This is a genomic window from Bradyrhizobium sp. (assembly GCF_028868675.1).
Classification (GTDB): Bacteria; Pseudomonadota; Alphaproteobacteria; order Rhizobiales; family Xanthobacteraceae; genus Bradyrhizobium.
Genome location: NZ_JAGWUA010000155.1, coordinates 1 through 11,703 on the forward strand (window position 1 = coordinate 1; position 11,703 = coordinate 11,703).

At 67.7% G+C, this 11,703-nt stretch carries 11 protein-coding genes; 4 read left to right on the forward strand and 7 right to left on the reverse strand.

Features of this window, described 5'->3' with window-relative positions:
- The 5 genes from KGM94_RS18410 to KGM94_RS18430 all read right to left on the reverse strand — a co-directional run.
- Positions 1 to 588: UxaA family hydrolase (locus KGM94_RS18410; RefSeq protein ID WP_300262457.1), on the reverse strand; the 588-nt coding region annotated here is incomplete at its 3' end.
- Positions 589 to 592: 4 nt separating this feature from the next.
- Positions 593 to 2,041, reverse strand: coding sequence for an aldehyde dehydrogenase family protein (locus KGM94_RS18415; RefSeq protein ID WP_300262460.1), 1,449 nt, complete (start codon positions 2,039 to 2,041; stop codon positions 593 to 595).
- Positions 2,042 to 2,239: 198 nt separating this feature from the next.
- Positions 2,240 to 4,177 (reverse strand): hypothetical protein, encoded by a 1,938-nt coding sequence (locus KGM94_RS18420; protein WP_300262463.1) that lies wholly within the window; start codon positions 4,175 to 4,177, stop codon positions 2,240 to 2,242.
- Positions 4,178 to 4,267: 90 nt separating this feature from the next.
- Positions 4,268 to 5,341 carry a YbhN family protein gene (locus KGM94_RS18425; protein WP_300262466.1) on the reverse strand — a complete coding sequence of 358 codons (1,074 nt, stop codon included), beginning with the start codon at positions 5,339 to 5,341 and terminating at the stop codon, positions 4,268 to 4,270.
- 450 nt (positions 5,342 to 5,791) lie between these two features.
- A complete protein-coding gene (locus KGM94_RS18430; RefSeq protein ID WP_300262470.1) occupies positions 5,792 to 6,226 on the reverse strand; it encodes a hypothetical protein in 435 nt (144 codons plus the stop codon).
- A 73-nt stretch (positions 6,227 to 6,299) separates the two neighbouring features.
- On the opposite strand from KGM94_RS18430, the gene KGM94_RS18435 reads away from it, so the two are divergent.
- A complete protein-coding gene (locus tag KGM94_RS18435) occupies positions 6,300 to 6,887 on the forward strand; it encodes a hypothetical protein (protein ID WP_300262472.1) in 588 nt (195 codons plus the stop codon).
- A gap of 137 nt (positions 6,888 to 7,024) precedes the next feature.
- On the opposite strand, the gene KGM94_RS18440 is transcribed toward KGM94_RS18435, so the two are convergent.
- Both KGM94_RS18440 and KGM94_RS18445 read right to left on the reverse strand, forming a co-directional pair.
- Positions 7,025 to 7,450 carry a universal stress protein gene (locus KGM94_RS18440; RefSeq protein WP_300262475.1) on the reverse strand — a complete coding sequence of 142 codons (426 nt, stop codon included), beginning with the start codon at positions 7,448 to 7,450 and terminating at the stop codon, positions 7,025 to 7,027.
- A 93-nt stretch (positions 7,451 to 7,543) separates the two neighbouring features.
- Positions 7,544 to 8,080, reverse strand: a complete 537-nt coding sequence (locus KGM94_RS18445) for a histidine phosphatase family protein (RefSeq protein ID WP_300262478.1) — start codon at positions 8,078 to 8,080, stop codon at positions 7,544 to 7,546.
- A 93-nt stretch (positions 8,081 to 8,173) separates the two neighbouring features.
- Here KGM94_RS18445 and KGM94_RS18450 point away from each other — a divergent pair, with 93 nt between their 5' ends.
- From KGM94_RS18450 to KGM94_RS18460, 3 genes are all read left to right on the forward strand, one after another.
- Entirely contained in the window at positions 8,174 to 9,613 is a 1,440-nt protein-coding gene (locus tag KGM94_RS18450) for an FAD-binding oxidoreductase (RefSeq protein WP_300262483.1), read from the forward strand.
- Between the two features lie 102 nt (positions 9,614 to 9,715).
- Positions 9,716 to 10,216 (forward strand): peptide-methionine (R)-S-oxide reductase MsrB, encoded by a 501-nt coding sequence (msrB, locus tag KGM94_RS18455; protein ID WP_300262486.1) that lies wholly within the window; start codon positions 9,716 to 9,718, stop codon positions 10,214 to 10,216.
- 187 nt (positions 10,217 to 10,403) lie between these two features.
- Positions 10,404 to 11,703, forward strand: a 1,300-nt coding sequence (locus KGM94_RS18460) for a flagellar hook basal-body protein (protein ID WP_300262490.1), incomplete at its 3' end; no start/stop codon positions are given.

An 11,703-nucleotide genomic window follows, 5' to 3' on the forward strand; every position in this document is an offset into this window, starting at 1 on the left:
GAGGTTCTGCAGGGTGCGGATCGGCACCACCGCATCGGGCGCCGATATCGCGACGCCGCAGCCATAGGCATGCGTCAGCGGCACGACGTCGTCGACGTTGGAGTATTTGGGAAGCAACTCGGCGCGGATGCGCTTGACGGCATATTCCATCGTGCCCTTGACGCACTGGACCGACGAAGAGATGCCGAGGATGTTTTTCGTGCCGACCGAGCCGTCGGCATTGCGAAAACCCTCGAAGGTGAAGCCTTCGAGCGGCGGCAGCGGCGCCGGCACGGCCGTGGCGATCTCGAGCCTGTCGAGCGGCGGCGCCTCCGGCATGCGGATGCGGGCCTCGTCCACCCATTCGCCCGCGAGGATCGGGGACGCCGCATGACCGATCACCTCGCCGTAGCGGATGATCGGCGCGCCTTCGGCGATGTCGACCAGCGCCGTCTTGTGGCCCTGCGGCACGAAGGCGCGCAGCGTCAGGCCGCAGGCGAAGCGCGAGCCCGCGGGCAGCCCGAAATCATTGACCACGATCGCGACATTGTCGCGCGCGTTGAGTCTGATGTAGCGGGGCTGATCCTTCGCTGCGGTCGACTGGTCCATAGCCTCAACCGGGGTTGGTGTAGGCGGTCTTCACCGTGGTGTAGAACTCGCGCGCGTATGAGCCCTGCTCGCGGGCGCCGTAGCTCGAGCCTTTGCGGCCGCCGAACGGCACGTGATAGTCGACGCCGGCGGTCGGCAGATTGACCATCACCATGCCGGCCTCGCTGTTGCGCTTGTAGTGCGAGGCGTATTTCAGGCTGGTGGTGCAGATGCCCGAGGCGAGGCCGAAATCGGTGTCGTTGGCGATCGCCAGCGCCTCCTCGTAGTTCTTGGCGCGGATGACGGCTGCAACGGGGCCAAAGATCTCCTCGCGCGCGATGCGCATGGCGTTGCTGGCCTCGGTGAACAGTGCCGGCTGCAGATAGTAGCCGGGGGTCTCGCGGTTCAAGAGCTCGCCGCCCCAGTGCAGCTTCGCGCCCTCGTCCTTGCCGATCTTGAGGTAGCGCAGGTCCTGGTCGAGCTGGCTCTGGTCGACGACAGGGCCGACATGCACGCCGGCCTTCAGCGCGTCGTCGACGGAGAGGCCCTTCAACCGCTCGGTCAGCGCCTCGACGAAGCGGTCGTGGATCCCCGCGGTGACGATCAGGCGCGAGGAGGCGGTGCAGCGCTGGCCGGTGGAGAAATAGGCGCCGTTGACCGCGCATTCGACCGCCACCTTGAGGTCGGCGTCGTCGAGCACGATCAGCGGATTCTTGCCGCCCATCTCGAGCTGGAACTTCTTCATCGGCGTCGACAGCACGCAGGCCTGCGCGATCTTGCGTCCCGTGGACACCGAGCCGGTGAAGGAGATCGCGGCGACGTCGGGGTGCTCCAGCAGCGTCTGGCCGACCACCGAGCCCGAGCCGACCACGAGGTTGAACACGCCGGCGGGGATGCCGGAGCGGGCGATGATCTCGGAGAGCGCGTGTGCCGATCCCGGCACCAGCTCGGCCGGCTTGAACACCACCGCGTTGCCGTAGCAGAGCGCGGGCGCGATCTTCCAGGCCGGGATCGCGATCGGGAAATTCCAGGGCGTGATCATGCCGACGACGCCGAGCGGCTCGCGGCTGATCTCGACCTCGAGGCCGGGGCGCACCGACGGACCCTTCTCGCCGGTCAGCCGCAGCGCCTCGCCGGCGAAGAACGCGAAGATTTGTCCCGCGCGCGCGACCTCGCCGATGCCTTCGGGCAGGGTCTTGCCCTCCTCGCGGGCGAGCAGCTTGCCGAGCTCCTCCTTGCGCGAAAGGATGTCGATCGAGATCCTGTTCAGCGCGTCGTAGCGCTCCTGGGGGGTGGAGCGCGCCCAGGCGGGGAAGGCGGCTTTCGCGGCCGATATCGCCTTTTCGGTCTGGGCCTTGTCGGCCCTGGCGTATTCGCCGACCACGTCGTTGGTGTTGGACGGATTGATGTTCCTGGTGATGCCGGCGCCGTCGACCCATTCGCCGCCGATCAGGTTCTTCAGGATGGCCGTCATTGTTTCCTCCAGGATCGCTTGCTCTCTTGGGCGCGCCGGGCACGGGTGATCGTTCGCGAGCCTCTGGCCCGGAACAAAGGGTGCCGCATGCCCAATAGCGTCATTCGGCGACCCAAGTCCATGCCGTCGATCGTCCGCCGTGTTCGCCGCCACGCACCATCGCCAGGATCGAGCGACGACGCGGCGCGAGCGACGGGCCTATTGCTGCTGCGCCGGCGGCGGCAACTGGCCGCCGATGACGTTCGGCGCCACCGCATCGAGGCCCAGCACGGCGCTCGCGGCGGGTAGCGTCGCGTCGGCCATCGCGGCGTGGCCCTCGGCGGTCGGGTGCACCGCGCCGCCATAGATGGCCGACAGCACGCCCCAGGTCGCGTCATGGATGTCGGCGGGCTGGCTCGACGCGGGCAGGCCTTGCGGATAGGTCATCGCCGAAAAATAGCTGTCGTTGGCGTCGCGGATCCAGCGTGCGCGCGGCAGATAGGCGCGATATTCGGAGGCGCCGCGGCCGCACAGCATCGGCTGGGTCGCCGCGCTCACGATGTCGGGGTTGAAGCTCTCGCCGTTCTCGGCAAAGCAGGTGCGGTCGAACTCGGGATCGCTGCCGGCATGCGCGCAGAAGCCGTGGTCGGCGAAGCTCGCCTGATGCGCGTCGACGAAAGTCATGCGGTCGGCCTCGATGTCGCGGCACAGCGTGCCGGCCGAGCAGGTGGCGAGGCCCTTCAGGGCCGGGAGGAACTCGGTGTCGACATAGGTCGAGACCCGGGCGAGGCGCTGCGGATCGGCGTTGAAGGCGGGATGGACGTCGAAGCCGGCGCGTCCGCCGCGGCAGGGCACGCCGCCATCGGCGAGCGCCGGGTTGGCGTAGGAGACGTAGACGACGTGGCTGAGGTCGCCGCCGACCAGCGGCTTCAGCGCCTCGCGCAGCCTGGCGAAACTCTGCGGCAGCACGCGGCCGAGCGCATCGCGGGAGTCGTCGACCGAGGCGATCACGCCCGAGCGCGTGAACAGCGTGCGCTCGGTCGCCGTATCCACGATGACGTCGGCGACGAGGCCGGAGAAATAGACGTCGTTGGCGCCGATCGAGAGCAGCACGAGATCGAGCTTGCGGTCGGGCTGGCGGCGTTTGGCTGCAGTCAGCGCCTCGCGCAATTCCGCGACCTGCGCATTCACGGTGACCTGGCAGCTGCCGCTCTTGCCGGGCGGGCATTCGCGCGCGCGCTGGGTGCCCAGGAGGCCGTCGCGGATGCTGGCGCCGGTGCAGGCGAGCGGCAGATAGGTGACCGCGATGTGGGGATGGCGCACCGCCAGCGCCATCGCCGTCCGGGTCTGGTAGCTGTAGAGCGAGCGATGGCAGGCGGCGTTGAACCACAGCGCGCCATAGCGCTGCCAGTTGGCGAGCGTGTCCGGCGCCTCGCAGGCGCGCCCGCCCTTGAAGCCGGCGCGGCTCGGCCGGTAGTACTGTGCGCCGCCGAGATAGGAGCGGAAGCAAAAACCCTCGTCGGCGAGCTTGACCTCGCGATCCGGATTGCCTTCGCCCGAGGCGATGCTGTCGCCGAGGCCGGCGACGAAGATGTCGCGCACCCGGATCTCGGTCGCTATGCGCTGGCCCGGTTCGGAGCCCGAGGAGACGTCGACGGTGGCAACCGTCGTTCGGCCGTAGCGGACGCGGGTGTTGACGGGCTCGGCGCAGTCGAAGGTCGAGGCCTGCGGTCCGTCGCCGTCGTCGAACGACCAGGCGCAGGTGGCGCCGACCGGCACGGCGCCGGTCAGGCGCACGGTGATGGGATGATCGATCGGCGTCAGATAGCTTTCCTTGACGCCGTCGCGGGTGCAGGGCTCGCTGACGCGGCCGGCGAGATCGATGCAGAGGCGGTTGACGGCGTTGCGGGCCCAGCCGCGGCCGTCGCTCAGCAACTCCAGCGCCTGCTCGGAGGCGAGCACGCTGCGGCTGCGCGCGCTCTCGACCTGCAGCAGGAAGTCGCGTTCCTCGCGAAACAGCCGGAAGCGGTTGCGCACTTCCCACGAGATCTGGAGGGCAGGCGCATCCTGCGCGGTCGCCCGTTGCATCGGTGTGGCGGCAAGGCTCGCGGCAAGCAGGAGGCCTGCAAGAAGGGTGCGGAAGTCGGCTCGGATCATGGCCCGCGTCTTCAACGGCAAAGTTGAGGCGGAAATAAGAGGAGGCTTCAGCTTAAGCCGCCCGCGCCGCCCGTCCAGCCGCCTTTTGTCCTAGCGTCGCGCCCGTTTCAACGGCCGCTCCAGCGGCGTCACCTGCTGCGGCAGATTGCCCCGCGCGCAGGCTTCCGCCAGCCGCCGCCGTTCCTGCCAGGGCTGCACGACGTTCATCCAGAGCTCGCGCGTTCCCATGATCGAGATGGCGATCCCGAACGGGATCATGAAATAGAGGACGCGGAACACCAGCAGCGTGGCCAGAAGCTGCTCGCGGCCGAACTGCGGCAGCGCCACCAGCATGGCGGCGTCGAACACCCCGATGCTGCCCGGCGCGTGGCTGGCGAAGCCGAGCAGGGTCGCGAGGATGAACACCACCGCGAGCGACATGAAGTCGATCGGCGGATCGGACGGCATCAAGAGATACATCGCCATGGCGCAGAAGCCGAGATCGACCACGCCGATCAGGATCTGCACCAGCGTCAGCGGCGCGGACGGCAGCACCACCTTCCAGCCCTTCTGGCCGAGTTCGCGGCGCCTCTCGCCAATGGCGAGCCAGGCGAGATAGGCGACGATCGAGGCGAGGCCGCCGAGCGCGATCAGCCGATTGATCGCCGACGGGAGCTGGTCCATTCCGGAGGCCGCGTCCGGATGCCAGGCCATGCCGATCGAGAGCACGAAGATGTTACCGAGCCAGAAGGTGAGGCCGGAGAGAAAGCAGATTTTCGCGACGTCGATCGCGTTCAGCCCGTAATCCGAATAGATCCGGAAGCGGATCGCGCCGCCCGTGAACACGGTGGCGCCGATGTTGTGGCCGATCGAATAGGAGGTGAAGCTGGAGAGCGCCGCGATGCGGTAGGGGACGTGTTTCTTGCCAATCGTTCGCAGCGCAAAGAAGTCGTAGAAGGTCAGCGTGCAGAACGCGCAGAAGACGCAGAGTGCGGCGAGCCCGATGCTGCCGCGCGGAATTTCCGTCAGTGCGGTCAGGATGACGCTGGTGTCGATGCCCTTCAGCGTTCGCACGAGCGTCGTGATCGCGAAGGCGATGATCGTGATGCTCGCCGCAATCCCGAGGCGTCGCCAGCCGATCCATCTCATGAAGCCGCGTTTCAGCGCGGGCAGCAGTCCGTGCATTCATCCTCCCGGCAGGGGCTGGAGCGACCCGATCGGGCCGCTTGCCGATTGAGCGCGATCGCAGCCGACGAGGGGCGTCGATCGCAAGGCAATAACCAGTTCCTTAAGGCAAAAACAGGGGCTTGTGCAGCCCTTGACAAGGCGCGGCTCCCTGTCTCGCCGACCCCTCTGTCACACCTCCTACATATTGGGGCGACGTCTAGGAAGTTCGAGTCGCCGCGTGGACCTCATTGCAAACTGCGGCGCCAATTCCCTTGTTCCAGGTCAAGCTTTGCGGGCTTTTCGGAACATCGCTGTGACGGCCCGGTTAGTTAGCGCTGCATCAGCAATCGAACGCGGTGAAAGGCCGGCTTGCTTGCCAAGCCGTGCCGTCGTGTTCCCCGGAACGCGAGGATTGCAACGATGGGACTGTTCGCGAAGGACATCGGAGCGGCGTCAGTCTTGCCGCGACTACGTCCGGCGCAGCGCGAAATGCGCCCCGCAAAACGCCATCACGGCCCCGAGGCACAGGGCGGCGAGGCCGGCCAGCACGCCCGACACCGTCGGCAGCGGGCTCGGCGCTGACGCGGCCTGGCCGGCACCGGCGAGCAGCAGCACGCCGACCGCGATCAGGAGTTGCCGCATGCGCTGGGGGATCTGGCCCGAGACTGCGCTGTGCATCAGCGTCGCCGTCAAATAGCCGCCGGAGAAGCCGACGGTAGCGATCAGCCACCAGGCGATCGCCGCGCCCGCCGGCATGAATTCGCGCGTGTCCGAGCGCCAGAGGCCGCCGAGGTCGAGCCCGTAGCTCGCACCCAGCATGTGCACCGCGAGCGCAAGCAGCATGCCCGAGATCACGGCGGCGCCAAGGATCAGGTGACGCGGAAAAAAGGTCGTTTCGGCCATGTCCCGCTTGTAGGATGGAGCGCGGCGGCCGCGCAAGGCGTTCGCGCAGGGCCTCGCGGGATTGGTTGTTGAGATGCAGATGTCGGACGGGCAGGCGGCGCCGGCCCCGAGCTACGCCTACAAGGCTTCGCTGATCGGCGCGGCCCATCGTTTTGAGCTGACCGATGACGGCCTGGCCTGGCACGTTGCCGGCCGTTCCGGGCTGTGGCGCTATGACGAGATCTCCGCCGTTCGGCTGTCGTTCCGTCCGGTGTCGATGCAGCAGCACCGGTTTCGCGCCGATGTGAGCCGCGCGGGCGGCGGCCGCATCGCCATCCTGTCGACGAGCTGGCAGACGGCAGCGCTGATGGCGGCGCAGGACAATGGCTATCGGAACTTCATCGTCGAATTGCACCGGCGAATGCAGGGCGCGGGCAGCCGCGCGGTGCTGAGCGCGGGCCTCGGGCGCACCACCTATGCGGCGGCGCTCGCGCTGCTCGCGGTGCTGGCGGTCGCGATGACCGGCCTTCTCATCCGCGCGCTGATGACCGGCGAATATTCCGGCGTGCTCTTCATCATCGGCTTTGCAGCGCTGTTCACCTGGCAGGTCGGCGGATTCATCCGGCACAACCAGCCGCGCAGCTACGGTTTTGATCGCCTGCCCGAGGCGCTGCTGCCGTAGCGGCCGCCGCGCAAGCGAGGGGCTCTCGGCAGGAGCGCGGCCAGTTGTACACGAGAACCTCCCACAGCGCGTCGCCGATCGCGAGTGGGACCTCGTAGGTCCACTTGCGCCACCAGGTCCTCATGCCGCGCTCCCGTTCAGTGCCTGACCACCAGCACCGAGCACTTGGCGTAGCGCACGACGTGTCCGGCATTGGAGCCGAGGAAATAGGTGCGCATCGCCGGCCGGTGCGAGGTCATCACGATCAGGTCGGCCTTCATGGCCGAGGCCTCTTCCAGGATCTCGTGATAGATGCCGCCCTGCCGCACCACGCTGGAGATGTGCGCCTGGTCGATGCCGGATTCGCGCGCCACGATGGCGAGCGCCTCTTCGGAGCTCTGACGCTGCTGCTCGTCGAAATCGGCCGGGACGTATTCGGCGAGCATCACCGGCGTCATCGGCAGCACGTTGAGCAGGCGCACCGTGCCGCTCCAGGTTCTGGACAGCGTCGCCGCCGCCTCGATCGCGGGTTTCGCCAGATCGGTGTCGGCGAGGTCGATGGGCACGAGAATGGACTTGAACATCTGCGCCTCCGGATATCCTGAGCCAAGGTCCCCTAAGCGTTCCTCTCACGAACGAGCCGGATCGGGAGGCCCGAGACGGCGTCCCCGTCGTCTTCAGGCCTGCTTCAACAGCTTCGGGCTGACGAACGCCGCCAGTCTGCCGTGGCGATAGGCCACGTCGTCCCAATCCTTGACGTCAAAGTCGAAGACCGCAAGCCCCGCCGTGGGCAGATTGTCGGCGAGCGCCCTGCGGCCGGCGGCGTCGCCGCTGCCCATCAGCATCAGAGCGAGTTCGTGCATGCCGGGATTGTGGCCGATCAGCATCAAACGCTTGGGGTTGGCCGGAACGGTTGCGCTGCGAATGGTTTCCAGGAGCTGGCCGGGATCGGCGCCGTAGAGTTCCGGCAGGAGCTCGACCTGCGGCTCCTCGACCCGGTCCTTCATCGCCTCCCAGGCGAGGTCCCAGGTCTGCTTCGCCCGCACCGCCGGCGACACCAGCACGGTATCGGGGAAAGGGGGATGCTCGGCGATCCAATCGCCCATCCTGGCCGCGTCCTTGTGGCCACGATCGTCGAGGCGGCGATCCTGGTCACGGCCGCTCGGCGCGTCGGTCTCGGTCTTGGCGTGACGCAGCAGCATCAAACGGCGCATGGCAATCTCGAATCGTTCCGTCAGCAAATTAATCTACAGCCGCACGCCGAGGACAAGGTGACAAGCGCCCGACCGGTACTTTAAGAAAACGACATGAGCGAGACTTTCACAAGCGCGTCCCAGGAAGAAGCCGGCTTTCGCGAGCGGGCGCGGCTGTCGTTCGACCTCGATGCCGATATCTGCGTGGTGGGCGCCGGGCTCGCCGGCCTCACCATCGCGCTGGAGGCGGCCCGGCTCGGGGCGAGCGTTGCGGTGCTCGAGGGGCGATATATCGGCTGGAACGCCTCGGGCCACCAGCTCGGCACCGTGATGCCGGGCTTTGCGCTGCCGCTCGCCGAGCTGATCGAGCGCGTCGGGCTGGAGGACGCCCGTGAATTGTGGATGCTGGCGAAGGAGGGCGCCGACTTCGTGCGCGCCAACGCCACCGAAGCGGCGATGCCCGGCATCGGGCTCGCCGACGGCGTGCTGGAAGTGTCCAACGTCGATGCCGGCGACCGCCTGATCAGCCGGCTGCAGATCCTGAACGAGGAATTCGACACCGAGGTCGAAGGCTGGCAGGCCGATCGCGTGCGCGCGGCGCTCAGGACTGATCGCTATTTCCACGGCATCTACTACCCGAGGGCGTTCCAGGTGGACGGGCGCAAATACGTGCACGGGCTTGCGGCGCTGGCGCGGCGCGCCGGCGCGCGCATCTTCGAGGACACGCCGGTCGTCAGCATCGATCATTCCGGCATCCGCAAGCGCATCGTCACGCCGTCGGCGCGGCTGCGCGCCACCCACATCGTGCTCGCCGGCAACATCCATCTCGGCGCGCCGCTGCGGCGGCTGTCGGAGACGCTGTTGCCGGTGTGGCGCTATGCCGGCGTCACCGCGCCGCTCGGCGAGCGCCTGCGCGAGGCCGTCGCCTTCGAGGGGTCGGTGATGGATTCCGACGGCGTCGATCATTTCCGCATCGTCGAGGGCGACCGGCTGATGTGGGCGAGCCCGGAGACCACCTGGGACGCGCGGCCGCAGCACTTTGCCGGCGCGATCGGGCGGCGCATCCGCGCCGTCTTTCCCGCGCTCGGCGACGTCGAAATCGCCGAGGTCTTCGGCGGGGCGACCGGGCACACCGTGCACGGCATGCCGCAGATCGGCCAGCTGCGCAAAGGCCTGTGGGTGGCGAGCGGTTTCGGCCGCCAGGGCATGAACACTTCCGCGATGGCCGGCCAGCTGATCGCGCGCGGCATCCTGTCGGGCGACGAGCGCTGGCGCCTGTTCTCGCCGTTCGAGTTGGTCTGGGCGGGCGGTGCGACGGGGCGCGTCGCGGGCCAGCTCATCGGCCTGTGGGGCAGGGCGAGTTCCGCCGCGGCCGGCTCGCTGGCGCGCTACCGCGAGCGGGCGCGCGTCAAGGAGCGCGAGCGCGAGGCGCGGCTGGCGGAGGCGAACCGTTTGGCCGGCACCGGCCCACGCCGTCCGACGGTCCGGCCGCGCTCCGCGCGGCCCGCGCCGCCGCCGGAACCGGCCCGCCAGGACGAGGGCATCTCGCAATAACTCGCAATAAAGTGAGAACCATCGCCGTCCGGCCGTGTAACGTCTCGCCACGGAGTCCGTATCTCAGCGCGTGGATAGATCTGCTCTCGCACGGAGAAAGAGATGTTTGACCGCCGCATCCTGCTTGCAACCGTCGCCGGTCTGTTCGGGCTTTCGGCTCTTCGCTGGCTGAAGGCGACCCCGGCCAACGCCACGGAGAAATTCGAGATCGAGAAGACCGAGGCCGAATGGCGCGCCCAGCTGACGCCGCAGCAATATGAGATCCTGCGCAACCATGGCACCGAGCGGCCCGGTTCCAGCCCGCTCCTGAAGGAGCATCGCAAGGGCGTCTTCGCCTGCGCCGGCTGCGACCTGCCGCTGTTTGCTTCCGACACCAAGTTCGAGAGCGGCACCGGCTGGCCGAGCTTCTACCAGCCGATCGAGAACAACGTCGGCAAGACCGAGGACCGCACCTACGGCATGGTGCGCACCGAGGTGCATTGCCGCCGCTGCGGCGGCCATCTCGGCCACGTCTTCGACGACGGTCCGAAGCCGACCGGCCTGCGCTATTGCATCGACGGTTTCGGGCTGGTGTTTCACCCGGCGGCGGCCTCCGCAACCTGAGCGATATGCCCGGCAAGAGTTGCCGGGCCGGCAATTGTGCCCCGGTCGATCGGCCGGGGCTTTTCTTTCAACTCATTGATTTCACGAACATACCCGCGTTGGCACAACGCTTGCGACGGTCTCCTCCGATTGCGGCCATGGGCAGACGGTCCGGCCGGCCGCCGGGATCGAATTTGGAGACGAAGTTATGGGTATCTTCGATGCAATGAACACCTCGGTGGGCGGCCTGCAGGCTCAATCCTACGCGTTGCAGAACATCTCCGGCAACATCGCCAACTCCTCCACCACCGGCTACAAGGGCATCGGGACCAGCTTCGAAGATCTCATCCCCGACGCCGAGGTGCCGAGCAAGCAGGTCGCCGGCGGCGTCACCGCGCATGCGCAAGCGACCATCACGACGCAAGGCACGATCTCGTCGTCGAGCGTCGCCACCAACATGGCGATCACCGGCGACGGCTTCTTCTCGGTGCAGAAGGCGAGCGGCGTCGTCGACAACGTGCCGGTGTTCAACGGCGTCACCTACTACACCCGCCGCGGCGACTTCCAGGTCAACGCCAACGGCAACCTCGTCAACGGCGCCGGCTACTACCTGATGGGTGTCGCGGTCGATCCGAAGACCGGCAACCCGCTCGGCAACGTGCCGACGGTGCTGCAATTCCAGAACAACTTCATTCCGGCGCAGGCGACCACGTCGATCCAGTACGCGGCGAACCTGCCGACCCAGCCGAACACGGTGGCAAGCTCCACATCGGCGAGCGGCACGCTGCTGGCGGCCGGCGGCATCAATCCGTCCGATTTCGCCGCCAACCCGCTGCCGGTGGGCACGCCTCCCGCGCCCTATACGAACGCGACGTTTTCCGGGGCGGCAGCGACCGGCAACCAGCGCTCGGCCTACACGTCGACGAGTTCGACCGGCACGGTCGGGCTTCAGGACAACGCCTCGGCGGCGGCCGGCACCGCCACGTCGCTCGACGCCGCTGCGGGTACTCATCTCGCGTCGAGCATCCTGACCGCACTCTCCGGTCAGACGCTGACGATCAACGGCAACACCGTCACCTTCAACAACGGCACCACCGTCTCGACGGTGGGCAGCAACACCACGATCGGCCTGGGCGCCGGTACCACCGCGACGGTCCAGAGCATCCTGACCGCAATCCAGACCGCCGGCGGCGCGGGTGTCACCGCCACGTTGACCGCCAGCGGCAACATCCAGATGGCCACCGGCGTCTCGACCGACGTTTCGGTCACCAGCGGCGCGGTAACGACCGCGCTGGGCATCGGCAGCATCAACCGCGGCGGCAACGTGCTGTCCACGCCTTCGATCAACGGCTCCACGGTGCTGAGCGGCGCCGCGACTGCGGGCGGCGCGGAAGTCCTCTCATCGGCTTTCGCGGTCAGCGACACCATCACGGTCGACGGCCAGACGTTGACCTTCATGGCTTCGGGCGCGAGCGGTCCGAACCAGATCAACATCACCGACAACATTT

What these genes read in the sequence shown, in the direction of transcription:
- KGM94_RS18415 (WP_300262460.1), bottom strand. Translation starts at nt 2,041, where the DNA reads ATGACGGCCATCCTGAAGAACCTGATCGGCGGCGAATGGGTCGACGGC.
- KGM94_RS18420 (WP_300262463.1), bottom strand. Translation starts at nt 4,177, where the DNA reads ATGATCCGAGCCGACTTCCGCACCCTTCTTGCAGGCCTCCTGCTTGCC.
- KGM94_RS18425 (WP_300262466.1), bottom strand. Translation starts at nt 5,341, where the DNA reads ATGCACGGACTGCTGCCCGCGCTGAAACGCGGCTTCATGAGATGGATC.
- KGM94_RS18430 (WP_300262470.1), bottom strand. Translation starts at nt 6,226, where the DNA reads ATGGCCGAAACGACCTTTTTTCCGCGTCACCTGATCCTTGGCGCCGCC.
- KGM94_RS18435 (WP_300262472.1), top strand. Translation starts at nt 6,300, where the DNA reads ATGCAGATGTCGGACGGGCAGGCGGCGCCGGCCCCGAGCTACGCCTAC.
- KGM94_RS18440 (WP_300262475.1), bottom strand. Translation starts at nt 7,450, where the DNA reads ATGTTCAAGTCCATTCTCGTGCCCATCGACCTCGCCGACACCGATCTG.
- KGM94_RS18445 (WP_300262478.1), bottom strand. Translation starts at nt 8,080, where the DNA reads ATGCGCCGTTTGATGCTGCTGCGTCACGCCAAGACCGAGACCGACGCG.
- KGM94_RS18450 (WP_300262483.1), top strand. Translation starts at nt 8,174, where the DNA reads ATGAGCGAGACTTTCACAAGCGCGTCCCAGGAAGAAGCCGGCTTTCGC.
- msrB (WP_300262486.1), top strand. Translation starts at nt 9,716, where the DNA reads ATGTTTGACCGCCGCATCCTGCTTGCAACCGTCGCCGGTCTGTTCGGG.